Source organism: Pseudoalteromonas lipolytica (assembly GCF_900116435.1).
Lineage (GTDB): Bacteria > Pseudomonadota > Gammaproteobacteria > Enterobacterales > Alteromonadaceae > Pseudoalteromonas > Pseudoalteromonas lipolytica.
Genome location: NZ_FPAZ01000004.1, coordinates 1 through 24,679, shown reverse-complemented (window position 1 = coordinate 24,679; position 24,679 = coordinate 1). Strand labels below are relative to the sequence as shown.

The window sequence follows — 24,679 nt, the reverse complement described above, 5'->3', positions numbered from 1 at the left end:
TACTTGTCATTAAGACTCGACTCACCAGTTCTATACTTGCAAATAAATATGCAGTTACTATTGGAATGCACCCCCTTTTTAGCTGCTCACTTTTTAACTTTTAAGCAGACATTTAAAAACTCTACTTTAGTGTGGCTTACTGGATTCATTTTATATCCGTTAAGTGTATATGCACTTAGCATGATTTCTTCGCTCTATGCACAGTGGCATTACCTCGGAGTAGAATGTTGGCTATTATGCACATTAGCCAGTCTGATTTGGCTTATTTCTCAACAGGGTATGGTAAAGAACAATGATTTCCTTACAAAATGGTTTAACTCTTTCATTTCATTAGATAACGTAACCTTAACGATTCTCATATGTTGGGCTTTCCTGCTAGCTGGTATACTAAATAGTCACGAAGAACCATTATTAAATCAACCTTTTGAATTAATTTTTGATTTCAGTAAGTTATTGTCTGAATTTGATCAGTTTTTATTTTATTTTCTTCAGCTTATCGTTTATGTAGTCATTATTTATAGCCTCTACTTAATCAACCGTTACGTACTTATTCGCCACTTACTTGCAAACTATGGCGTTTTCACTTTTGTGGTTGCATCCGTTATTTTTATGGTAACTCTCACCCCATTACTTATTGCAATTTTATTAGCATTACCCATTAATGATTTACCAAATAACATTGCAAACTTGACCCCGAGTGGCAACCAAAACATTTTTTCTAAGTATAATTATCAATTCATGTTTTTCTTTTTACTTATTAGCACACCAGTAATCCTAGCTTTTGAAAGACAACAACAGCAGAGTAAGTTTAATGAAATAGCAAAACAACAAACCACAATGGAATTAAAACTTCTTCAACAGCAAGTGAATCCACATTTTTTGTTTAATACTTTGAATAATTTATATGCGCTAACACTCACAAAATCAGAGCAAGCCCCACAGTTGGTGATGCACTTGGCTGATTTATTAAGATACACAGTATACGAAGGCCAAAAACCATATGTTCTGTTAGAGAAAGAGCTAAACTACATTAGGAACTTTATTGAGCTACAAAAAATTAGAAGTTCAAACAAATGCTCATTTAACCTAACATGGCCAAATAAACTAGAAACACTGCATATTGCCCCTCTATTACTAATTATAATCGTAGAAAACGCGATAAAACATGGCGTAGAACCAGCATTAGATAAAACAAAAATAACACTCTCAATCACAGTAGATGACAATGTGCTGACACTTTTCTGTGAGAACGCTATAAATGTTAAAGAAAAAATAAATCAACAGGGTTTGGGGCTAAACAACTTAAAAAAAAGGCTTCAACTACTCTACCCAAATAAACATTCTCTCACGACTATAAAGCAATCAAATTTATGGCAAACGACACTGATATTGGAGTTATCAAATGATAAGAGCTATCATCATTGACGATGAACCTCTCGCCCACCAAGTTATTGAGCATCACTTACAAGAACACCCCGATATTAAGTTAGTTGCTCAATTTTATAGTGCTAAAGATGCCTTATGTGCACTCGCTAAATCATCTGTTGATATGGTTTTTCTAGACATTAATATGCCAGAAGTTACTGGGCTTGAGTTGATAAAAGCACTTGCTAAACCACCTCAAATCGTCATAGTGAGTGCTTATCATGAGTATGCTATAACTGGCTTTGAATTGAATGTAACAGATTATCTATTGAAACCAGTGTCGGCGCCAAGGCTTGATCAAGCGCTTAATAAAGTGCGTGATCGCTTGCCTAAATACAGCGCTACAAACGCAAACTATATTACTCTTAAAGTAGATCGAGAAAAGCGCAAGTTTGATTTAAATTCTGTTGAATACATTGAAGCATACGGTAATTATGTAAAGCTGCATCAAGCACAGCAAGTCACACTTGCGACAGCCACTCTTAAGCAGCTTAGTGAACAGCTATCTCATTCATTTACCCAGATTCATAAATCATTACTAGTCAACAATCAAAATGTGATTAGTATAAGTCATGATCATGTTGAGCTAAACACAGGCACTACTCTAAAAATTGGTAAGTCCTTTAAAGAAATTGCTCAAACATTACTTTAAAGATGTTGAAATAAATGTTCTGCAAGTAACTTATGTTCTTTTTGTGGCCAATGAATGCCCTCAGTGGGGCAAGGGGAAATAAGTTCATAGCCATTTATAAAATGACAGTTATGACGTTCAGAAATCAATTTATACTCAGCAGTCAATTGTCTAACTTTATTAGCAGCCCCTGCATAAATAGACTGATAAGCCCCTACCTCGTAAATCTTTGGCGGACTCAACACCACAATTTTTGGCAATTCACGGTGCAGATAGTGGTTTTTTATTTCGATAATTAGCGTGTCGAGTGCGTTTGCAATATCAGCAACCGACAATGCAAATCGGCGCTTTAAATCGTTCGTACCTAGTTGAATAATAAGCGTATCAACATGATAGGCTCGTAGGTAAGGTTCTAAATATTTCACACCTAATTTATCACCACTAAACGGGGGCTCATTGGTCAGTGTACGGTTAGGTTGTCCGGCTTCGATAACCTGATACCCCGCCCCTAATTTAATGCCCAGCAAACTTGGCCAGCGCTCATTATCGTTGAAACGCTTGCCATCTACAGGCGAGATCCCATACGTATTTGAGTCACCAAAACAGAGAATATTCATTAGAATGGATTCAGGGTATAACCCTGTTGCTGTAAGAGTGCATGCGCTGTCATGGCTGATAGTGCCATTTGTACACCGGGGATCAGCTGCTCTTGTTTAACTTTCATATGGGTTGCCGACTGGCCGCATACATAGACAACCGTATTATGCGCTAATAATTGTGAAATCAATTGCTGGTTTTTATTGTCGCTATTAAAACGCTGCTTGTAAAAACTGTTCTCGAGTAGATCGACACTTGCCCCGCCATGTACAACTAAAGCCAGTTGAATATTTTCAGGTTTTACACCATGGGCAATATGCATATTAATAAAGCGTGCTAACGAGTTAATACTATTATTTTGCTTACCCTTTTGTGCAGCATCGGCCACATCAAACACGACTTTGAAGGTCGCTTGCTCTGCGATAGGCGCATGATTTGGTACATCATAATAAAAACCAAAACCTTCAATTGCAGGCTTAGTTTGCTCGGCATGGCTAAACGTGGTTAACAAGGTAAGCGATAAGCCTAATAGCGTTGATTTCATAAAGAATCCTGTTACTTTTTTACTCTAGCCTACCCTGTTTATCTGCGTTTAACTAGCCTCAATATGTTGATGTGCTTTAAAGCTCATACCTAAATAATTAAAGGTGTTTTTAAACATGTCAATAAACGCATTCGGCGCTTTAGCAGAGCCTGCATTTGATAACAGTGAAAACTGTTTTTCACGCAGTGTTCTCAGTTTTGGTCTGAGTGTTTCGTCATCCATATAATCGGTTATGCGGTCTAAAAATGCTTTGAACTGGGGTGTCGTGTTATACCAGTAAACAGGCGATGCAAGTACCCAATGCTCGTACCCTAATAACGCCTCGAACACCGCATAAAAATCATCATTTTTGTACTGCTTGTCATAGCAATATGGCGAGATACTATAATCATCAAGGCAAACCACATCGCCACCATATTGTGTTTTATAATCATTTACTTGCAAACTTGTATTACCTTGTTTTCGGGCACTTGAATAGATAATTACCGTGTTTGTAGTCGGTTTTTGTTGCATTACTGTCACTCCTTTTTTTATGATGGGTGCAGCGTAAAACCTCAAGCTAACTTTAGGTCAATACTTAGGAGTAAAATATGTCAGGGTGTGAGAAAAAACTTGTTGAAGCGAACCTATCCGTTGGCTTTGTAGCAAAACGCAGCGGTGTAAAAGTATCGACTTTGCATTTTTATGAATCAAAAGGACTTATTCGCAGCTGGCGAAATAATGGAAATCAACGCCGCTATAAGCCCGATGTACTGCGCCGAATTGCGGTTATTAAAGCAGCGCAAACCATGGGGATTACTCTTGAAGACATCAAGCAAACATTAAGCACTCTACCTGAACAACGCACGCCAACAAAGCAAGATTGGGCAGCACTTTCTAAAGTCTGGCAAACTCAATTAGATGAAAAAATTCAATACATGCAGCGATTACGCGAACGCGTTAATGGCTGCATCGGCTGTGGCTGCTTATCAATGGCCAAATGCCCTATCTACAATAAAGACGATTATTTAGGCGAAGAGCACAGCGGCGCTGTGCTGTTAGAAAGAGATTAAAGTTTTTAACGCCAATGGTCTTTCTCTACGCTGACTATTTAAATTAACTGTAAATAATACAGTGAAAACAGCGCACTACAGTTAACGATGATAGTTAACCACAGTACGGCGATAAAGCTGCGCTTTTTTGATTTATGCCTGAACCATTGTTGCGCAATTAATGATCCAGGCCAGCCACCAAACACACCTAAGAGGTGTAATGTGCGTTCAGGCACACGGATCACATCTTCACCATGTTGCACTGCTAATCGTTTATCCCAGCCATACACTAAAAAGCTAATTAAGCTTATACCGCTGTAAATCCCAGCGATAAGGTATGGCATATTTAACAGCCAACAGGCGAGCCATAACAAGGCTAAAAACAACAATGAAAATGTAATTAATGTTTTCTTAATCAATGAACTATCGCCTATACTCAGCTAAACGAACGAAATTTATTAGGCTGTATTATGGCATATATAAAATCATTTTTACTATCACTGTGCTTTTGCTCTTTAACAGCACTTGCAACAGAGCAACCTCTCGATGAAAAACTAAAAGTGTTTGAGCCTTACTTAGGCACTTGGCAATCAGACTTCAACGTAACAGCTGGCAAACCAGCAGTACAAGATGTAAGTACGTGGCAACGAGCACTAAACGGCACCGCCATTAAAACACTTCACTCAATTAACGAGGGTGAATACGGTGGCGAATCGATGATTTTCTGGGACAGCAAGAAACAATCGCTGGTTTTTTATTACTTCACCACCGCAGGTTTTTACACGCAAGGTACGATGAATGTTTTGAGCCCGACACAGTTTGTTGCCTACGAGAATGTGACTGGCAATAAAGAGGGAATTACAAAAGTTAAATCAACCAGCGAATTTAAAGATAACCAGTTTGTGGTGTCGACATCGTATCTTAAGAAAGGGCAATGGACTAAACCTGAAACACGCACTTATACCCGTAGTAATAAACAGGTGGTATTTAAGTAACGCGTATTTAAGTATTTAAAAGAAACTAGGGTAAGGCGACTTAGCCTTACCCCGTAAATCAGTTAGTGTCTAAAATCAGCCATTAATGCAGGGATCCCAGGCAACATTCCTACAAGAGCCATAACCCCCGTTAAAATAATAAACATCACTAATGGAATAATCCAACGACTCATTTGGCTTAATTCAGCGCTTCGCTCTTTACACCCAATTAAACCTAAATTATCGAGCAACATCGTTAATGACCAGCCAAATGCTGGATTAACCAAGGTTGATGAAAACACCACTATGGCTGCTGATTGCGTGGTTTTACCTTCTCGGGTCATTTCCATGCCTGCTTCAAGTAAGGGAATAAATACCCCAACAATCAAGGCTACACACAATACGGGTTGCCAAATAGCTAAATCCATTGGGTAACCCCAAATACTGGCAATAATACAAAATAATGCAGTTAAAACTGCACCCGCTGGGATTGGGCGTTTCGCAATGGCTGCTGGCACAATATAGGTGCCCCATGAAGAGGTAAAGTTCGAACCACCGAGAAGCGAGCCAAACGTTTGACGAATTGACGCACTGAACATTGTGTCGTCAATATTCATTTGTACTTTTTCAGTACGTTCTGGGTAACTAATTTTTTGGAACACTTGATGGCCTAAAAAGTCGGGAGACCACATCGCCACAGCCAGTACAGCAAATGGCAATACCACCACAAAACTTTCGAGTGTGGGTAGGCCTAACATCCAGCCTGTATTTTCACCCCACCAATACATTGGGTTCATATTCGGCAAGCCCGGCGCTGTTTTAAATTCAAAAGGTGCGCCAAGTGAAAAGGCAAGTAACCCCCCTAATAAACAGCTTAATGGCACAGCAAGCCAACGCTTTTTATAATGCTCAAGTAATGCATAAAGCACAATGGTTGATAAGATCACGATAAATGCGATATGAGTCATATCAATGCCTTCGGCCCACGCAAACAGCTTTTTAACCTGTGAAATAGTGCCAATAAAACCAAGGTAAAGAAGCAAACCACCGCACACACCGCGACTGGTTAACCCAGCGAGTAAACTCCCCCCTTTACTGAGCGCTAATAGCAAGCCAAACGCCCCAATTAGTAAACCAAATGCCATGGGATGACCTCCCGCAGCAACAACAATTGGAATTAAAGGAATAAGTGGTCCATGCGTTCCAGCTAAGTTTGCCGTTGGTAAAAAGAATCCTGAAAACAATAAAATAAAGATGGATACAATTAATAGCTCGTAGCGCACATTTTCTAATATAAAACCTTCGCCAAGACCAAGTGGTGCTGCAAACGTAGCTGCAATGGCTCCCACCATCACTACTTTACCGATTGTACCGGCCATTGCTGGAATTGAATCTTCGAGCTCAAAGCGATAATCCCTAAAGGGTAAGTTTGGACGCCAACGCTTTGGCTGCATAATTTGTAGTTCGTGTTCTAGGTATTCATCGCGACTTGAAAATTCACTGCTGGGTTTATGAAGTGCTTGATAGCTTTTTTGTCCACTAAGCGTCTCTGATTCCTGATCAGCAGGCGTTTTTGACGCTTCATGCTGCCTCATATTCATGACTTCTCCTACTACTTATCTTGAAAAATTGTGTGAGTATTTATTTTGTACTTAGGGTAAAGCAGCAAGACACAAAACACGATTAGGCAAAAGGTAGGGTATGAATTTTGAAAAACACCTTTCAAGCAAAAAGCACAACAGAAAAAGTAAACTTAAGCAATTGATTTTAAATGGATTAAATTAATATGAGACAGTGTTTTTAAATTTTAATACCCAGTAAAAAGTCAGAATTGAACACATTAACTATTAGTCTAATAAATTGCCTAAATAGTAAACGCTAAAGTACGGTATAAAAACAAAAGCCGTCAGTTACTCAGTAATCTGACGGCTTGAAGTGTGCGACTCAACCGCTATTTGGTTTTAAGTTTATTAAGCTCATCATCCTGCTGTGCCACGAGCGCATTGAGCGTTTGACTACCGTCGCCGGCTTGAGTCGAGAGCTCGGCTAGTTGCGATGCAGCATCTGAGATTAGGGTTAGATTACGGTTAATCTCCTCGGTTACTGAGCTTTGCTCTTCAGCTGCTGTCGCAATGTGGGTGATCTGTTGCGTAATTTCATCTACTTTAACAACTACTTCATGCAGCGCATCAAATGCAACAGACGTTTCGTCTACCGCAGTTTGAGCACGCACAACCCCTTGCTCAATGACTTTTGACGCATTGCCGACCTCTAGCTGTAAGCTGTCGATTAAACCACTAATATCGTCAGTTGACGCGCGTGTTTTTGATGCAAGTGCACGCACTTCATCCGCAACAACAGCAAAGCCTCGACCTTGCTCACCCGCTCTCGCAGCCTCAATTGCGGCATTGAGCGCTAATAAGTTGGTTTGCTCTGCAATGGTTCTGATCACATCGAGTATTTGTGTAATGTCATTACTTCGCGCAGCCACTTTTTCAACGGCTTGGTTCGCTTGTTTAATCTCACTCGACATCGTTTTAACTTGAGTTACCGCCGACGATAAGCTCGACTCACTGTTTACAACAAGGCTATTAATTTCGTCTGCTTGCAGTGCCGATTGCTCAGAAGCTCGTGCCACTTCAAGGGCAGTCGCACTCATTTCGTTCATGGCTGTAACCACGCTTTCAATCTCTTGGAACTGTGATTGAACATTGTGTTTTGTATCTACCGACACATGCGTCGCTAATTCAGCTTGTTGTTTTGTCTGCGCAGAAACATTTTTCAGTTCACAGATAAGATCTCTTAACTTAGCTAAGAAAGCATTAAACCCTGTTGCCAACGCAATCAACTCTTCATGGGTATCAACATGCAATGTTTGTGTTAAATCGCCCTCTGAACTTGCCAAATTATCAACCCGTTGCTGTATTTGCTGAAGAGGAGCAACGATCGTACGGATCACCAGCAACATGATCACAAAAGCAGCGCCTGCGATAATAATTCCGGTGACTAAAATCAATCCTCCAAGCGTATTAGCATTTTCGCTCATGCTGTCAGCTAATGCTTGCGGCCCTTCAAGAGCAAGTTCAGTCGGCACTTCGATTAATAAATTCCACTGCTTTTTAGCAAGCTTAATAGTGATGGGGTAGTTAACTAAATACTCGTCCTCGACCTTAAAAATTCCGTTTTGTTTTTTTAATCTGTTGTAGTTATCAAGCATATTTTTAGGCACGACTTCTTTAAGTGGTCGGCCTAATTTATCTTTGTGATGACTGCTCCCTACAACCAAATCAAGCGAGCTTAATAAGGTTACGCGCGCTTTTCCGTTATACAGCTCTTTTGACAGTTTTTCTGTCATTGTTTGGAACACAGGTAACGTTAAATCAACCCCTGCAACACCAATGAACTCACTGTTTCTAATAATAGGCACCGTAAGTGAGGTCATCATTTCTGAATAACCTGGCGAAATTTCGTATAGGTACGGCTCCATAATGCACGGGACTTTCGTGTCTTTTGCACAAAGGTACCATTCGGCTTCTCGTTGACCGAATTCACTCAGTTTATCTACATATTTTTCTTCTGCGTCTTCAACCACTTGCTGCTCAATAGCACCATCACGATTACGCGTAAAATAAATTTCTAGGGTACCTGCCCCTGCAACTGAATGATCATAACCACTTATAAAATTCGCATCACGGCCATCAAAACCATTGCGTTCGAATTGGGTATAGATAGATGAAAGAAGTGTATTTTTTTCTAATAATGCGCGGTTTAATTCAACCACAGCATCACGCGTAATGGCATTTGCAGCTTGTTCATCACCGAGGATAGCTGCAAATGAATAAGGCACACGGTAAGCTTCATTTATAAAGCCAGCGACTTGTTCGCCATATGCTGCCGCATTGGAAGAAAGTTTATCTTCAACCTCGGCAACAATTAATTTTTCAGACTGCCCAGCAAGTTGCTCATTACTTTGTGAAAGCTGCCACCAGAGCACACTAGAAAGTACAAACACTGTAATAAAAATGCTTCCTACGGTAAGCCATAAAAGCTTTTTTGCTAATGCTAACTGCCGCATTGAATATTCCCGTTTTTATTGTTTATTTGATAATAGTTTAGACTATCTTGCTAAACTAACAGCAACAAACATAAAAAAAAGTATGAGTTTTTACTTTTTATTCAACGACCAGGTCGTAACAGATGCCATTGCTAATAAAACCACACTCACCCATAAACACGCAACCAGCCCGAACACCTGAAACACCCAGCCAGAGAGCACCGTTCCCACTAGTCGTCCTAACGCATTTGCCATGTAATAAAAGCCCACGTCGAGCGACACGCCATCGTTGTCAGCGAAACTAACAATTAAGTAGCTGTGCAACGATGAATTGACCGCAAAAATGAAGCCAAAAATCAATAAACCAATCAATAAGCTTAGTTGCATAAACACGTTTAATGTCAGTGCCTTAGCCAACAAACAGGTGAATAGTGTTAATGCCGTTACCCACATTGCAGCTTGGCGTGTTGGCAAAAAACCTACTTTTTTATGGCCTGTGATACGCGGTGCCTGAGTTTGCACTAAACCGTAGCCAATTACCCAGCACGCTAAAAAGCCACTCACCCACCAGTGTTGCCAACCAAACTGCGTTGCCAAATACACAGGCAGTGCCACTACAAACCACACATCTCGCGAAGCAAATAAGCACATTCGGGCAAAGCTAAGTAAATTAATTGCCCGCGATTTTGAGAATAATGTTTTGAATTTTGGCTTATTCTTAGCTTTTCCGATATCAGCATTAAGCGTAAGCAGGCTTAAAATCCAAACCACTCCTAGCATCACTAACATGGCAAAAATAGCGCCTGTGAAACCAAATAATGTGAGTAACACGCCGCCTAAAAAGAAGCCGAGTCCTTTCAACGCATTTTTAGAGCCAGTTAGAATAGCAACCCATTTATACAGGGTTGACTCTCCCTCATGGCCTTTAGGTACCAAATACTTAATCGCACTTTTAGCACTCATTTTATTCAAGTCTTTAGCAATACCACTCAGCGCTTGTGCAGTCATGACAAACCCGACCGTTAACCAGTGACTGGGCGCACACAACATGGCGAGCGCAACAAGTTGCAACAATAATCCCAAATTCATGGTTTTATTGAGCCCCAAACGTGCCCCGAGCCAGCCACCGACTAAGTTGGTAATTACACCAAATACTTCATAAAACAAAAACAGCATGGCAATTGCTAATGCTTCATACCCTAGCTGATGAAAATACAGCACCACCAGCATTCTGAGCGCCCCATCGGTGAGGGTAAACGCCCAGTAGTTACCGGTTATTATTAGGTATTGTTTTAATTCGTTTGGCAAAGCTGCCAATTGTTCACGCATCAAAATACCTTAAGACAATGCCACTTTACGAACCAGCTCAGCAGTGCGATTTGCATAACCCCACTCGTTGTCGTACCAAACGTAAAGCTTTAATTGGGTATCGTTAACAACCATTGTTGAGAGCGCATCGATAATGCCACTGCGAGGATCGGTTTTATAATCAATAGACACTAATGGCTTTTCTTCGTAACCTAAAATGCCTTTTAACTCACCATCGGCGGCTTCTTTAAACCACGCATTGACTTGTTTTTCAGTCACGCTTTCTTTTAATTCAAACACACAGTCGGTGATTGATGCATTGGTCAGTGGCACTCGCACTGCATGACCATTTAATTTTCCTTTTAATTCAGGGAAAATATGGGTGATTGCAGTAGCGCTGCCTGTTGTGGTGGGGATCAAACTTGTGCCGCAAGAACGCGCACGACGCAAGTCCTTATGAGGCGCATCAATAATGGTTTGCGTGTTGGTTATGTCATGAATGGTGGTCATTGAGCCGTGCTTAATACCAACCTTTTCCTGTAGTACTTTTACAACAGGCGCTAAACAGTTAGTAGTACACGACGCCGCTGTAACAAGTTGATGCTGTTGTGGATTATAAAGATGATCGTTCACCCCCATCACAATATTTAACACGCCGTCTTCTTTAACTGGCGCAGTGACAACAACCCGCTTTACACCTTGCGCTAAGTATTCATCGAGTAAGGCTTTGGTTTTCATTTTACCGCTGGCTTCAATCACGATATCGCAGTTTGACCAGTCAGTTTCTGCGATGGTTTTGTTGTTAGACACAGCAATTGTATGATGAGCAACACGAATGGTATCGTGCTCCACCGTGACAGGCGTCTGTAATCGGCCGTGCACCGAATCAAACTCAAATAAATGAGCATGGGTAATTGCATCACCGGCAGGGTCGTTAATTTGAACGCATTCAAGTTCAGGCCAATTCAGTGCTGCTCTAAGTGTTAAGCGTCCCATGCGGCCAAAACCATTAATACCTATTTTAATTGTCATTGTGCTGTCCTCTTTAACAACAGTGCGCTTGACGTTCGGGGCGATTCCCCATCGTTTCAAGTCGGGTTAAGTCAGTGTCGATTAGCTGAAAATTTGAGTCTAACGTCGCTTTTAGAATTTGCTGCGTCCAGTTAGGTAAATCTGAGTTTAGTTGGTAGTAAACCCACTGGCTCTGTTTTCTATCTGATAATAGCCCTGACTTTCGAAGTAGTGCCAAATGGCGAGAAATCTTCGGTTGGCTCAATGCCAAAGCCGCCACTAATTCACACACACACAATTCTTGCTGATGCATGATCAGCAATAACGTTTTTAAGCGTGTTTCATCTGCTAAGCATTTAAAAAAAGCCGTAGGTTCTAAGTTATTCATAGCATCACCTTCGTTAGATAACGCTACTATATATGGAAAAACGAATATAAAAAACTCATATATGAAAAAACATATATTAAAGTTTTATGACACCCCGTGCTGTGTTTGCCATTGTGTTGGTGATACCCCAAACCAGGCCTTAAAACGACGACTAAAAATAGACAATTCTGCATAACCTAACCGCAAGGCTAAATCGGTCATACTTACATTACCGTGTTGAAGTAGTCGAACGGCTTCTGACTTTCTAACATCATCAAGCAGTTGTCGATAAGTCGTTTCATGCATAGTTAAAATACGCTGTAACTTTTTAGGGTGAACACCCATACTTAATGCTGTGTTTTCTTTACTACAGTCCCCTGTTGCCAATAGCATTTTCATGGCGCTTTCAATATGCAGCATTTCATCTGGGAGCTTATTTATACGCTGCATCTCAAGCTGATCTGCAATGAGGGTATCGAGAATGGCATCATTGAGTTTTGGTTTATACGTTAAAAACGCACTCGAAAAATAAATAGCATCAGTATCAGCATTAAATTCAACCTCACAGCCAAGCACCTTGGCAAACAAGGCCGTGTGTTCACTCACTGGCGACTGCCGAAGGCATACTTTATCGGCACGCCACTTGGGACCCACCAGCTCTTTCATTACTTTGTTGACTAAACACACGGCCAGTTGCGCTTTTTGAACAAATTCCTGCTTTTCATCAGACAAACGGACAAATCGTACTTCGCAGCTATTTTGCCCATATAAAGCAAGGTTAAGCACAATGCCCTCTGCATGTAGATAAATATATTTTTGGGCTACGTTTAACGCATCAAGAATCGTTGGCTGGCGCGACATATACGCCCCAATAAGGCCCACGGTGCTCATACTTTGTTGACTCCCTAATTTTAAGCCAAAGCATGGTTCGTCGCAGGCTGCTGCAGCGAGTTCTAAAAGCTGTAAATAGTGGCTATAAACAACAAAGCTGTCGGGGTCACGTAATTGTGCAGGTAAAATGCCCGCGTGTTCCAATAGCGTATTCGGGTTTACCCCGTAACGCCTGACTAAACCTTCAAAGCCCGCCAAGCTTGATGAGCGTATTAAACTTTCCACAAAAAATACCATATGTCCCAAAGAGTCATTTTAGTGTCCTAAAAAGTCAAATTAACTGCAAGTATTTTATTTAAGCTATCAGTTACCTTTGCTATTAGAGCACCGACATGAACATTGCAAAACATCCAGTCATTATCGACGACATTCTGCACACCACACTTGCAAAGCAACGCGCTTTTGCAAAAGCCCAAGGGATAGAAAGCTATGAACAACGTCGTGAGCACTTACTTGCTTTAAAAGCCTTAATTACCAATAACCAAGAACGTATTATTAAGGCTATTAATCTCGACTATGGTAATCGTTCACGCCACGAAACGCTGCTTGCAGAGATCATCAATGCCTGTGCCGATATTAACAGTACACTCAAGCAACTAAAAAAGTGGATGAAAGTACAAAAACGTCATGTAGATCATCGCATGTACTTTGGAGCTAAAAACCGAGTGATACCACAGCCACTAGGGGTGGTTGGGTTAATCATTCCCTGGAACTTCCCAATAAATTTGGCATTTAGTCAGTTGGCAGCAGCCTTTGCCGCGGGTAATAAAGCCATGGTTAAAATGTCAGAGAATTCCCGTCATTTAAGTGCCCTACTCGCTGAGCTTGTTGGTCATTATTTCAAACCTGAAAAATTAGCCTTTTTTTGTGAAACAGGTGAAGTAGGGATTGCCTTTTCAAAGTTGCCATTTGATCACTTAATGTTTACCGGTTCCGGCGAAACGGGTAAAAAAGTAATGGCAGCGGCGGCAAAGAACTTGACCCCAGTTACCTTAGAGTTAGGTGGTAAGTCGCCTGCTGTCATTGCAAAGGATTACCCAATGCAAAAGGCTGTAGAACGAATAATGTATGTTAAACAGCTTAATGCAGGGCAAATTTGCACTAATGTTGATTATGTATTCGTGCACCAATCGCAATGTGAGCACTTTATAGAAACAGCGACCCATTGGGCAAAAAAACACCTACCCGATATTCACAGTGAAGACTACACAGCCATTATTGATGACCGCGCATTTAAGCGTTTAGTTGATTGCGTTGCTGACGCTCAGCAACTCGGTGCCAAAGTAATCACACTGGGTAAACAAGCTGCCGATGCAAAAACACGAAAGTTCCCGCTCACGATCATTATGCATAGTAATGACAATATGCACATTGATACTCGCGAAACTTTCGGCCCTATTTTAATGCTCAAAACTTACCACTCTCCCCAACAGGTGGTTGATTACGTCAGCGAACGAGATAGACCGTTGGCCTTTTACCCGTTTAGCTACGACAAGTCATTAATCAACTACTATATTGATAGCATTATGTCTGGTGGTGTTAGCGTCAACGACGCGTTATTTCATGTTGGGCAACATGACTTACCTTTTGGCGGAGTCGGTGCCAGTGGTATGGGGCATTATCATGGCTACGAAGGGTTTTTAACGTTCTCAAAATTACGCCCGGTGTTTTATCAAGCCAGATTTACTAGCATTAAGTTTTTAGCACCTCCGTACAGTAAATTTGCTGACCGGCTATTAGCCTTTTTAACCCGAATAAACTCATAACAATAAACCCCAACAGGTGACAACAATGCAGCAAGATAATTTTGATTTTGACCAAATAGTTATTGGTTCAGGCTTTGGTGGCTCCGTGAGTGCCTTGCGTTTAAGTGAAAAAGGCAATCGGGTTTTAGTACTCGAAAAAGGCCTACGCCGAGATGATAAAGCATTCCCAAAAACCAATTTAGATATTAAAAACTACATGTGGCAACCCGAAATTGGTTTAAAAGGCTGTATTCAATTTTCGTTTACCAATAAAGTCACTGTGTTACACGGTGTGGGTGTCGGGGGAGGTTCGCAAATTTATGCTAATGTGCATTTAATACCGGATGACGAAGTATTTCAATCTCCCGCATGGACACGCATAAAGCCAGACTGGAAAGAAAGCTTAATGCCCTATTATGGGCTTGCTCAGCGTATGCTCGGCAGTGCCAAAAACACCTACACCAATGTCGCCGATGACACACTCAAACATGTGGCAGAAGAAATGGGCCAAGGCAGCTCATTTAAAACCGTCAATACGGGAGTGCTATTTGCCAAGCCCGGTGAAGCGTACAATAAAGAAGTACCCGATCCTTACTTTAATGGCGATGGCCCACGTCGTCACACCTGCAACTACTGTGGCAGTTGTATGATTGGCTGTCGTAACAATGCCAAAAATACGCTAATGAAAAACTACCTCTTTTTTGCACAGCGAAACGGGGTTGAAATTAGACCTAGCTCCGAAGTCATTAAAATCACGCCTCTTAATGACGATGGCAGTGCAGGCTATAAAATTAAAATAAAAGATACGAGCCATAAAAACAGCCATATCTACACCCTAAAAACCCGCGGAGTAGTGCTAAGTGCAGGCGTAATGGGCACAGTACCGTTGCTATTGAAAATGCGCGACCAAGATAAAACACTTCCCCATATTTCGCGATGGCTTGGGCAACAAATTCGCACTAACTCAGAAACGCTCACAACCGCAAACAATACAACTAAAAAAGTGGATGACGGCGTTGCAATCAGTTCATTTATTTCTGTAGATAAAGACACCAATATTGAGATTTGTCGTTTTCGAGAAGGCTCAGATGGTACCTGGCTCTATTTGCCTTACGTGCCAATGGTGACAGGCACAGGAGTTAAACGTATTGCAAAATTTTTACTAAACACAGTACGCCATCCAATTAAAACCGCCAAAGTACTCAGACCGAAGGGAAAAGCTCGCAGCTCTATTTTGTTCTTAGTGATGCAAAAATCAGAAGCTTTTATCCACCTTGAGTGGCGTCGAAAATGGTATCGATTATTTAAAAAGGGTATCACCGCAGTACAAAAAGCCGAAGATACCCCACTGACAGTCTCATTTCCAAAAGCAGAAGAAGCCACCAAACGCTATGCGGAGAAATTGGGCGGCGTACCCGGCTCAGCATTAACCGAAGTGTTATTTGGAGCCCCCATGACGGCACATATCATGAGCGGCGTAGCTATGGGTGCCGATGCGCAAACAGGCGTGGTCGACACCTCTGGTGAAGTTTTCGGTTACAAAAACCTACGCGTTATCGACGGTTCAATTATTCCGGGTAACTTAGGCGTTAACCCTTCTTTAACCATTACTGCCCTCTCTGAGTTTGCGATGAGCCAAATACCTGTTTTTGATGAGCAACGCGCAAAAACAATCAAGCCCATTTCGTTTAGCGAACCTTTAGCCGGTCAAACATCATCACTCACAGGCTCGGGGGATTTATTGGCACAAATAAAAAATGTATAAAAAGAACAACACCAAGGACACAAAAATGATAACAAAATAAATAAATCTCAGCCTATTAGCGTGTGTAATGTGTACTCATTACACACAAGCAGAAAGTGACCTAACGAGTAAACCTGCAAGTAAATTCACCGTTCAAAAAAACCAACAGTTGTTACAAACACTCCCTTTTAATGATAAAACTGACTTTGCACTTGCCAGTAAAGGACTCATTGCTAAACCCCAAAATAAGCACATATTAAATGCAAATGGTGAAGTTATTTGGGACTTCAATCAATTTGATTTTTTAAAAGAACACGACTTTATCCCCTCCATAAACCCAAGCCTTCATCGCCAGGCTTTACTTAATCTAAATTACGGGCTTTTTAAAGTTTCTGAGCATATATATCAGGTAAGAGGCTTTGATTTAGCGAATGTCACTTATGTCAAAGGCGATACCGGATAGATTATATTTGATCCCCTTACCGTTCCTGAAACAGCCAAAGCAGCACACGATTTAATAACAAAGCACCTAGGTGATAGACCCATTAAAGCCATTGTTTACAGCCATGCACATGCCGATCACTTTGGCGGGGTAAAAGGCATTATTAGTCAACAACAAGTCGATAATAACGACGTTCAGGTAATTGCCCCCGCGCACTTTATGGAACACGTTGTAAAAGAGTCTGTTTTGGCTGGCAACGCAATGCAGCGTCGCGCTGGGTATCAATATGGAAGTATTATTGGTAAAAATGAACTATCTACAGTTGATAGTGCGCTAGGTAAAGGGATTGCGTTTGGCTATGTTAGCTTAATCGCGCCTACCCGTATTATTGAACAGCCTCAAGAAACCATTGTTGTCGACGGCATTGAAATGGTAATGAAAAACACACCGCACACCGAATCGCCTTCAGAAATGAATACTTGGTTTCCTCAATTTAAAACTTTATGGATGGCCGAAAACACGGTCGCAGGTATGCACAACATTTATACAATTCGTGGGGCAGAAACGAGGGATGAATCACAATGGAGCAAAAAAATAAACCAAACTTTACAACAGTTTGCTCAGCAAGCCGACATACTAATTGCTTCACACCATTGGCCTCGATGGGGTAATAAGAATATTGTTCATTACCTTGAAAAACAACGTGATATGTACGGATACATGCATGATCAGGCTCTCAATTTAGCCAATCAAGGGGTTACGATAAACGAAATCCATACCCAATTTACAGTACCGGAAAGTTTATCGAACGAATGGTTTAACCGCGGCTATCATGGCTCTGTTAGCCACAACGTAAGAGGCATTATTAATAAGTATCTTGGCTTTTTTGATATGAACCCTGCCACACTTAATAAACTCAGCCCTGCCGATTCTGCAAAACGATACGTAAAACTCGCAGGCGGTAGCAAGGCAATGCTAAACGAGGCACAAACGGCATTTAATAATGGTGAATATAGATGGGTAGCAGAACTGCTAAATCACTTAGTTTATGCGGAACCTGAGAATCAAGCAGCCATTGCATTACAAGCTGACACATTAGAGCAATTAGGCTACCAAGCTGAAAATGCAGGTTGGAGAAATGCATACTTATCTGCAGCTTATGAGCTTAGAAATGGCATGCCAAGCAGTGTAAATAAAACAGAAATTGGGCCAGACATCATCAAAGCAATGAGTACTGAACTCGTCTTTGACTATTTAGGTGTGAGATTAAATGCCGAAAAAGCGGCTCAACATCAGTTTATTATCAATATTCAGCTGCCCGATACCCAAGAACAGTTCGTTATTGAGTTAAACAACGCCCACTTAAACAACTTAGCAAACACACAAAGTGAGCATGCTGATTTAACGCTAACGCTTAATCGTGCAGATTTAGATTTACTTTTAATGAAACAGGTCGACTTTAAGCGCTTACTTGAAAGCAATAAAGCCAGTTTCAAAGGTGATATCCAAAAATTTGCCTTATTAATTAGCTTAATTGACAACTTTGACTATTGGTTTGAAATAGTAAAGCCTTAACGAAGGAGGTGGGCTATTTAAGCCCACCTATCAGCATACTAAATCACTGATAATTCAACAGCAATATTGCCGCGCGTTGCATTTGAGTAAGGGCACACTTCGTGTGCTTTATTGACTAATGTTTGCGCAGTTTCTTTGTCTAAATCGCCCACTGACACCGCCAATTTAACAGCAATACCAAACCCGCCCTCGATTGGACCAATTGATACTTCAGAGTTGATATGTGTATCACTCGGTAGTTTAACTTTAGCTTGGCCTGCCACTAATTTTAGTGCACCAATAAAGCATGCAGCATAGCCCGCTGCGAATAATTGCTCTGGGTTTGTGCCTTGACCGTCATCACCACCTAACCCTTTAGGTGTTGATAATGCGACATCTAAACGACCGTCATCTGATTTTGCAGTACCTTCACGGCCACCTGTTGCTGTGGCTTTTGCAGTATAGGCAACGCTTTGTAGTTCTTTCATGATTACTCTCCTTTGTGAGTGAATATATTTTGCATGCAAAATATATTAGAACAGCTTTTTGAATATTGCAAATATTTTGTATGCAAATTAAAATACACTCACTGATCATAAGGAATCCACTATGAAGTACCCGCAATTAAAACTCGATAACCAACTTTGCCATCGCTTATATATGGCATCGAATAGCATTGCTCGCGCGTACCGTGATTCACTCAACCAGTTAAATTTGACCTACCCACAGTACGTCGTGATGATGGCATTATGGGAAAAAGACAAGATCAGCATAGCTGAATTACTCGAAAAAACAGCCATTGATGGCGGTGCTATGACGCAAATTTTAAAAAAGATGAGCGAAAAGTCGTTATTGAGTATTTACCAAGACAGCCAAGATAAACGTAAACGCCTAGTCCAACTCGAAGCCAAGGGTAAGGCCTTACAAGATGACGCTGCCAGTATTCCTGAACAAATTCGTTGTCGCTTTCCTAGCATCAATGAGCAACAGGCTTTGCAACTTATTCAGCTTCTCGATTTGGTAAATAGCGATCTTGATTAACAAAAATTATTTGAAAGTGAATTTCGATTACACCGCTTTTTAATAGATTTAAATGCGTTATAGTGGGTAAAACCCACTAAAACGGACACGATTATGAAAGCATTTGGTTATAGCAAAGCCACCCCAACGCTTGGTGAACATTCCTTACAAGCAATTGAATTACCAGATCCGGTTGCAACGGGCAGCGATATTTTAGTTGCTGTTGAGGCTATTTCAGTCAACCCTGTTGACACTAAAATCCGCGCAAACGTTTCTCCCCAAAGCGGCTATAAAGTCATTGGCTGGGATGCAGTAGGCACAGTAAAAGCCGTTGGTGAAAACGTGTCATTATTTAACGTTGGCGACCGAGTCTATTATGCTGGCGATTTAACTCGCCAAGGCAGTAATGCGCAGTTGCAACTAGTTGACGAACGCATTGTTGGTAAAGCACCCGCAAGCTTAACCAATGCAGAAGCCGCCGCCCTCCCTCTAACCAGTATTACAGCATGGGAATTGTTATTTGACCGTCTGCAAATTACGCAATCAAAAGACAGCAAACCCGCCTCAGTATTGGTAATTGGCGCAGCGGGTGGGGTTGGCTCAATTTTAGTGCAACTGGCTAAACAGCTAACAAACTTAACGGTTGTTGGCACAGCGGCACGTCAGCAAAGTGTACAATGGCTAACCGACTTAGGCGTAGATTATGTGCTAGATCACAGCCAAGATCTCAATCAACAACGTATTGATGCAGAACTTGATGAATTTGATTATGTAATCAGTTTAACGCATACCGATAAGCACCTTGATAGTATTGTCGAGGTAATTAAACCACAGGGTAAATTAGCACTGATTGATGACCCCGCAAGCTTCGATATTTTAAAGCTTAAGCGCAAAAGTATTTCGCTTCATTGGGAGTTTATGTATACCCGCTCAATGTTTCAAACCGACGATATGATTGCTCAACACCAACTACTAACAACACTTTCAGAGCTTGTTGATAAAGGCATCATTAAAACCACCTTGGGTGAGCATTTAGGAAAAATAAATGTCGAGAACATACTCAAAGCCCATGCTATTTTAGAATCGCATCAAGCACGCGGTAAGTTAGTGCTTGAAGGATTTTAGCGTTACCAGCTTTCGTTAACATAGCCATTAATTAGCGCTAACGAGTTAGCGCTAATTATGTTCTTCTCATTTTTTATTTTGTCGATATTCATAACGCACTGCCATAATAAAACCCACCGCATCATAAAAGTGCAGTTTTTAAGACTTGCTTCACTATTTTAGTGCTTAGAGATTGCTACAAATATTCCCACAAAAGATAAGTCACTGATTTTAAATAATTTAAAATAAAAATAAAGAGTGGCACAGTTCTTCCAATAGTGAAAAAGGAACTTGCACCTAAAAGGAGACGAACGTGACTAACTTTTATCACACTCTTTACTTACTTTGGCGTTTAGATATTAGCACATGGCATGTGCATGAACCGAACGATCCTCATACCACTGCAGATAGGGAGCGTCGCTATGTTAAATAACGATCCTGAATTTATAGAAGCACTGCAAAAGGTATCTGTTCATCATCTTACAATTACCGAAGCCGCTGAACAGTATGACATTCCCAAAAGAACGCTTTATAACGCTGTAAGGCAACAGCACGCAAAATTAAATAAGCAAAAAGCTTATTTAATTGCGACACAAAAACGGCTTAAACAACACCTTCGTAATGTTGAAATGGAGTTGGCTCGCTTCGTTTAAAAAAAAGTCTGTATGGTTTAAAAACACGCATTTAACAAATTGGAATGAGTATGCACGCAGTAGAAGTAAACTTTGATGGCTTAGTGGGGCCAACACACAATTACGCGGGATTATCGTATGGCAATGTTGCCTCATTAAGTCATGCCTCATCACATTCAAACCCTAGAGAAGCCGTATTGCAAGGGTTAGAAAAAATGAAGGCAATGCATGAGCTCGGCTTAGAACAAGGTATTTTTGCACCCCATGCTCGTCCTGATATCAACGTATTAAAACGTTTGGGATTTACTGGCAGCGACAGGCAAATTATTGAAAAAGCATTTAAAGCCGATCCCATTTTATTGCGAGCCTGTTACAGTGCGTCTGCTATGTGGACTGCAAACGCAGCAACCGTGTCTCCCTCTGCTGATACGCTTGATGGCAAAGTGCATTTTACAGCTGCAAACTTAAACAACAAATTTCACCGCTCATTAGAACCGACAACGACAACAGCGTTGTTGAAAGCCATGTTTAACAACGACCACTATTTTAGCCATCACTGTCACTTGCCTGACCAAGGTTTTTTCGGTGATGAAGGTGCTGCCAATCATAATCGTTTATGCGATAGCCATGCAGATACGGGGTTAGAGGTATTTGTATTTGGTGCGAGTAGCTTTAATAATGCACTCCCCAAACCAAGTAAATTTCCTGCACGGCAAACACTCGAGGCATCACAGGCTGTTGCTCGTTTACACCAATTAAAACCCCACAGCCAGCTATTTATTCAACAAAACCCTGTTGTGATTGACCAAGGTGTGTTTCATAACGATGTTATTGCAGTCGCAAATGGCAATGTTTTACTGTGCCATGAGCAAGCTTTTTTAAACCAAGCGCATGCCTTAGATGAAATAAAAAAAGCCTATACCGGTGAAAAAACCCTGCATATTATTGAAGTACCGACCCAAAAAGTAAGTATTACCGATGCTGTAAGCAGCTACTTATTTAATAGCCAACTTATTACACTTGCCGATGGCAGCATGCTGTTAGTCGCTCCACAAGAATGCCAACGTAACTTAGCTGTGCATCAATATATTCAAGAATTAATTTTGTCGGATAACCCGATACAACATGTCCGTTTTTTTGATTTACGGCAGAGCATGCAAAATGGCGGAGGCCCTGCGTGCTTACGCTTGCGTGTTGCATTAAACGCCAACGAGCTTAACGCGGTAAACCCTGCCGTGCGCTTTAGTCACGACAAATATGACCAACTAGTCAATTGGGCTAACACACATTATCGCGATTCATTAACGAGCAATGACTTTGCTGATCCTCAGCTTTTAACTGAGAGCTATCAGGCACTTGATGAGCTTACCTCATTACTTAATTTAGGCTCTGTTTATCCATTTCAACAACAATAACGTCATGAAAATTAAAGCAGTACATTCAATAAAAGGGGTCGCCAGTTCGTTAAATACCCTGCTCATTAATAGTGTAGAAAGTGGTGCATCCATCGGGTTTATTGCACCGTTATCATTACACGCAGCTCATGACTATTGGCAGGGCGTTAATACTGACTTAGCCACGCCATATCGACGCCTTTATTTAGCTATGGAGGATGAGCAAGTGATTGGCTCTGTTCAATTATCTTTGTGTTCAAAAGCAAACGGAATGCACCGAGGTGAAGTAGAAAAACTGATGGTGCACACCGACTATCAAGGCCAAGGCATTGCAAAACAATTAATGAACACCCTAGAAACCGATGCTAACGCAATGGGGATTAGTTTATTAGTACTTGATACCCGTATGGGGGATATCGCATCCACTCTATATCGTAAGCTTAACTACATTGAAGCGGGCTCAATCCCAGGTTTTGCAAAAAGTTCCGCGGGTACGTTTGATGCAACAGTGTATTTCTATAAGCAAATCGGCTCTCGTTGATGGGGCCGAATTCAATCGCTAATGACATAATTTTTCATTGTTATCCTGGGTGAGAACATTCACTTTTTTTCAATAATAGTAAAAAATACGCACACTATGAGTTTAGCGAAAGCAGAAAAGCCATTATAAGTTGTTAAATTAATATACTGTATATGTAAGATAGCTGCATATTTCATCCTGCTTTTTTGATAAACGCAACGAGTTAATAACAATTCAAGTTCTATTAAGTTTTTGTTACTTATACTTCCTAGCATACACATAACACACTAAAGGAATGAATCATGAACTTTAAGTCAACAATGCTTAGCAGCGCTATCTTACTTGCTCTCGTTGGTTGTGGCTCAGACAACGACAAAAATGACAACATAGCCCAGCCGCAAATGGCTAAATTCACTCTTGGTGTATCTGATGCGCCAGTAACAGGCTTAAAAGCTGTCAATGTCGTATTTGATTCAATCACACTGAGAACGCAAGGCGGTGAAGAATTCACTTTTGAAACGCGTGAAGACGATGATGAAACAAAACCTGAAATGGTCAACTTACTTGACTACACAGGCGACGATGTTTTCGCTCTTTTAGAAGATGAAGAAGTGCCTGCAGGCGAGTATCAGTGGATCCGTGCTGATGTTATCAATGGTGATACAAACGACTTAACAATGACATCACATGTTGTGTATGAAGATGACAGCATTGAACCATTAATCGTTAAACGTAAAGGCAACGACGGTGTGGGTGAAATTCAACTTGATGGCTTCACACTTAATCAAGCTGGTAACGAATTTGTTATTGAATTTGACCTTAAAAAATCATTAGTTGACCCGCAAAATAGTTCTGAAATTGTGCTTAAGCCTCGTGGTGTTCGTTTAGAGAACTTGGCTGAATCGCAAGATATTGAAGGCACAGTAAGCGACGTATTAATTGCTAACTGCGAAACCGATAATATTGCTATTGCTGCTGAAGATGGCTCGTTTGGCCACGCGGTTTACCTATACAGCAGTGACGTAGAAACGCCAATGGACAACTACGAAGTAAATGAGAACGAAACACCGGCTGATGCACCACTCGCAACGGCTAATGTGGTTTTTGATAGTGAAGATAATCAATACGAGTTCGAACTTGCATTCATTCAACCTGGTGATTACCAACTTGCTTACACATGCGCTGCACACATTGATGATGCAGAGGCAGAAGACCAAGCATTTACGCTTCATCAAATTAAACCTGTTACCGTTACATCGGGTGAAGACCTAACAGTGTCATTCACATTACCTGAGTAATAAAGGTTAATACCCCACTTAAAAGCCCGCTTTGCGCGTAATGCAGATCAGTTAAGCATATTTTTATGATCACTTGACTGATCTTTTCATAGCTTCACAATCCGATATTAGAAATAGTATCGGATTTTTTTATGTCTCTAATTCAACACTTCGATGATATGTCCTCCTTTTTAGATGATGTACATACACTCGACAAACTTAAGCAGGTTCTTGACCCAGATATTCTTGAACAAGCATTTGAACATGCGGGAGTTGCCACTGTTCGCAGAAGGCGGTTACCGCTAGAAGCTATTATGTGGTCTGTAATTGGAATGAGTTTATTCCGAAACGAAACTGTGTGGGATATTGCTAACAGACTCGACATATCCTTGCCTGGAAAAAACAAATTAGTAG

Annotated in this window: 26 protein-coding genes; 15 read left to right on the top strand and 11 right to left on the bottom strand. The window is 41.0% G+C overall.

The window, feature by feature from the left end; translation table 11 throughout:
• Nucleotides 1-48: 48 nt before the first annotated feature.
• Together BM378_RS04615 and BM378_RS04610 are read left to right on the top strand one after the other, a co-directional pair.
• Nucleotides 49-1,425, top strand: coding sequence for a sensor histidine kinase (locus BM378_RS04615; RefSeq protein ID WP_081759758.1), 1,377 nt, complete (start codon nucleotides 49-51; stop codon nucleotides 1,423-1,425).
• Complete coding sequence (locus BM378_RS04610; RefSeq protein ID WP_036972324.1) at nucleotides 1,403-2,077, top strand: LytR/AlgR family response regulator transcription factor; 675 nt, start codon at nucleotides 1,403-1,405, stop codon at nucleotides 2,075-2,077. The genes BM378_RS04615 and BM378_RS04610 overlap by 23 nt, the downstream gene beginning before the upstream one ends.
• On the opposite strand, the gene BM378_RS04605 is transcribed toward BM378_RS04610, so the two are convergent.
• Genes BM378_RS04605 through BM378_RS04595 form a run of 3 tightly spaced genes read right to left on the bottom strand, consistent with a single transcriptional unit; the run spans nucleotide 2,074 to nucleotide 3,710 of the window.
• Nucleotides 2,074-2,673: an SGNH/GDSL hydrolase family protein gene (locus BM378_RS04605; protein ID WP_074988708.1), complete on the bottom strand. Its 600-nt coding sequence runs from the start codon at nucleotides 2,671-2,673 to the stop codon at nucleotides 2,074-2,076. The two genes, BM378_RS04610 and BM378_RS04605, sit on opposite strands and share 4 nt — an antisense overlap.
• Nucleotides 2,673-3,197: a DsrE family protein gene (locus BM378_RS04600; RefSeq protein ID WP_036972326.1), complete on the bottom strand. Its 525-nt coding sequence runs from the start codon at nucleotides 3,195-3,197 to the stop codon at nucleotides 2,673-2,675. Before BM378_RS04600 ends, BM378_RS04605 begins: the two co-directional genes overlap by 1 nt.
• 48 nt (nucleotides 3,198-3,245) lie before the next feature.
• The gene (locus tag BM378_RS04595; protein WP_036972327.1) at nucleotides 3,246-3,710 is read right to left on the bottom strand and encodes a flavodoxin family protein; all 465 of its coding nucleotides are present in this window, start codon (nucleotides 3,708-3,710) and stop codon (nucleotides 3,246-3,248) included.
• A gap of 77 nt (nucleotides 3,711-3,787) precedes the next feature.
• Between BM378_RS04595 and soxR the strand changes: the two genes are divergently transcribed.
• Entirely contained in the window at nucleotides 3,788-4,249 is a 462-nt protein-coding gene (gene soxR, locus BM378_RS04590) for a redox-sensitive transcriptional activator SoxR (RefSeq protein ID WP_036972328.1), read from the top strand.
• 38 nt (nucleotides 4,250-4,287) lie between these two features.
• Here the strand turns inward: soxR and BM378_RS04585 are convergent, their stop codons facing one another.
• A complete protein-coding gene (locus BM378_RS04585; RefSeq protein WP_036972329.1) occupies nucleotides 4,288-4,647 on the bottom strand; it encodes a DUF1294 domain-containing protein in 360 nt (119 codons plus the stop codon).
• Nucleotides 4,648-4,698: 51 nt separating this feature from the next.
• On the opposite strand from BM378_RS04585, the gene BM378_RS04580 reads away from it, so the two are divergent.
• Nucleotides 4,699-5,223 carry a hypothetical protein gene (locus BM378_RS04580; RefSeq protein ID WP_065978941.1) on the top strand — a complete coding sequence of 175 codons (525 nt, stop codon included), beginning with the start codon at nucleotides 4,699-4,701 and terminating at the stop codon, nucleotides 5,221-5,223.
• 62 nt (nucleotides 5,224-5,285) lie between these two features.
• On the opposite strand, the gene BM378_RS04575 is transcribed toward BM378_RS04580, so the two are convergent.
• From BM378_RS04575 to BM378_RS04550, 6 genes are all read right to left on the bottom strand, one after another.
• Nucleotides 5,286-6,803: a DUF3360 family protein gene (locus BM378_RS04575; protein WP_036972331.1), complete on the bottom strand. Its 1,518-nt coding sequence runs from the start codon at nucleotides 6,801-6,803 to the stop codon at nucleotides 5,286-5,288.
• 350 nt (nucleotides 6,804-7,153) lie between these two features.
• Complete coding sequence (locus BM378_RS04570; protein ID WP_074988707.1) at nucleotides 7,154-9,277, bottom strand: methyl-accepting chemotaxis protein; 2,124 nt, start codon at nucleotides 9,275-9,277, stop codon at nucleotides 7,154-7,156.
• A 90-nt stretch (nucleotides 9,278-9,367) separates the two neighbouring features.
• Nucleotides 9,368-10,585, bottom strand: coding sequence for an organoarsenical effux MFS transporter ArsJ (gene arsJ, locus BM378_RS04565; protein WP_074988706.1), 1,218 nt, complete (start codon nucleotides 10,583-10,585; stop codon nucleotides 9,368-9,370).
• A gap of 9 nt (nucleotides 10,586-10,594) precedes the next feature.
• Entirely contained in the window at nucleotides 10,595-11,596 is a 1,002-nt protein-coding gene (locus tag BM378_RS04560; RefSeq protein ID WP_065978938.1) for an ArsJ-associated glyceraldehyde-3-phosphate dehydrogenase, read from the bottom strand.
• Between the two features lie 13 nt (nucleotides 11,597-11,609).
• Complete coding sequence (locus BM378_RS04555) at nucleotides 11,610-11,963, bottom strand: metalloregulator ArsR/SmtB family transcription factor (protein ID WP_036972337.1); 354 nt, start codon at nucleotides 11,961-11,963, stop codon at nucleotides 11,610-11,612.
• An 84-nt stretch (nucleotides 11,964-12,047) separates the two neighbouring features.
• Nucleotides 12,048-13,058 (bottom strand): AraC family transcriptional regulator, encoded by a 1,011-nt coding sequence (locus BM378_RS04550; protein WP_036972338.1) that lies wholly within the window; start codon nucleotides 13,056-13,058, stop codon nucleotides 12,048-12,050.
• A gap of 107 nt (nucleotides 13,059-13,165) precedes the next feature.
• On the opposite strand from BM378_RS04550, the gene BM378_RS04545 reads away from it, so the two are divergent.
• The 4 genes from BM378_RS04545 (at nucleotide 13,166) to BM378_RS04535 (ending at nucleotide 18,339) form a co-directional block, all read left to right on the top strand.
• Nucleotides 13,166-14,599: a coniferyl aldehyde dehydrogenase gene (locus tag BM378_RS04545; protein WP_083422871.1), complete on the top strand. Its 1,434-nt coding sequence runs from the start codon at nucleotides 13,166-13,168 to the stop codon at nucleotides 14,597-14,599.
• A 25-nt stretch (nucleotides 14,600-14,624) separates the two neighbouring features.
• Nucleotides 14,625-16,343, top strand: coding sequence for a GMC family oxidoreductase (locus BM378_RS04540; RefSeq protein ID WP_065978936.1), 1,719 nt, complete (start codon nucleotides 14,625-14,627; stop codon nucleotides 16,341-16,343).
• Between the two features lie 67 nt (nucleotides 16,344-16,410).
• Nucleotides 16,411-16,785, top strand: coding sequence for a hypothetical protein (locus BM378_RS20525; protein WP_218158189.1), 375 nt, complete (start codon nucleotides 16,411-16,413; stop codon nucleotides 16,783-16,785).
• Complete coding sequence (locus BM378_RS04535) at nucleotides 16,786-18,339, top strand: alkyl/aryl-sulfatase (RefSeq protein WP_305954737.1); 1,554 nt, start codon at nucleotides 16,786-16,788, stop codon at nucleotides 18,337-18,339.
• Between the two features lie 38 nt (nucleotides 18,340-18,377).
• Here the strand turns inward: BM378_RS04535 and BM378_RS04530 are convergent, their stop codons facing one another.
• Nucleotides 18,378-18,806 carry an organic hydroperoxide resistance protein gene (locus BM378_RS04530; protein ID WP_036972342.1) on the bottom strand — a complete coding sequence of 143 codons (429 nt, stop codon included), beginning with the start codon at nucleotides 18,804-18,806 and terminating at the stop codon, nucleotides 18,378-18,380.
• A gap of 121 nt (nucleotides 18,807-18,927) precedes the next feature.
• On the opposite strand from BM378_RS04530, the gene BM378_RS04525 reads away from it, so the two are divergent.
• The 7 genes from BM378_RS04525 to BM378_RS04495 all read left to right on the top strand — a co-directional run.
• Nucleotides 18,928-19,359, top strand: a complete 432-nt coding sequence (locus BM378_RS04525) for a MarR family winged helix-turn-helix transcriptional regulator (protein WP_036972343.1) — start codon at nucleotides 18,928-18,930, stop codon at nucleotides 19,357-19,359.
• Nucleotides 19,360-19,452: 93 nt separating this feature from the next.
• Nucleotides 19,453-20,463 (top strand): zinc-binding alcohol dehydrogenase family protein, encoded by a 1,011-nt coding sequence (locus BM378_RS04520; protein ID WP_036972344.1) that lies wholly within the window; start codon nucleotides 19,453-19,455, stop codon nucleotides 20,461-20,463.
• A gap of 401 nt (nucleotides 20,464-20,864) precedes the next feature.
• The gene (locus tag BM378_RS04515) at nucleotides 20,865-21,095 is read left to right on the top strand and encodes a helix-turn-helix domain-containing protein (protein WP_036972346.1); all 231 of its coding nucleotides are present in this window, start codon (nucleotides 20,865-20,867) and stop codon (nucleotides 21,093-21,095) included.
• Nucleotides 21,096-21,145: 50 nt separating this feature from the next.
• Nucleotides 21,146-22,489, top strand: a complete 1,344-nt coding sequence (astB, locus tag BM378_RS04510; protein WP_036972347.1) for an N-succinylarginine dihydrolase — start codon at nucleotides 21,146-21,148, stop codon at nucleotides 22,487-22,489.
• 4 nt (nucleotides 22,490-22,493) lie between these two features.
• Nucleotides 22,494-23,009: a GNAT family N-acetyltransferase gene (locus BM378_RS04505; protein ID WP_036972348.1), complete on the top strand. Its 516-nt coding sequence runs from the start codon at nucleotides 22,494-22,496 to the stop codon at nucleotides 23,007-23,009.
• Between the two features lie 281 nt (nucleotides 23,010-23,290).
• On the top strand, nucleotides 23,291-24,286 hold the full coding sequence (locus BM378_RS04500; protein ID WP_074988705.1) for a DUF4382 domain-containing protein: 996 nt from the start codon (nucleotides 23,291-23,293) through the stop codon (nucleotides 24,284-24,286).
• Between the two features lie 131 nt (nucleotides 24,287-24,417).
• The coding region (locus BM378_RS04495; protein WP_177222571.1) for a transposase domain-containing protein at nucleotides 24,418-24,679 on the top strand (262 nt) is incomplete at its 3' end.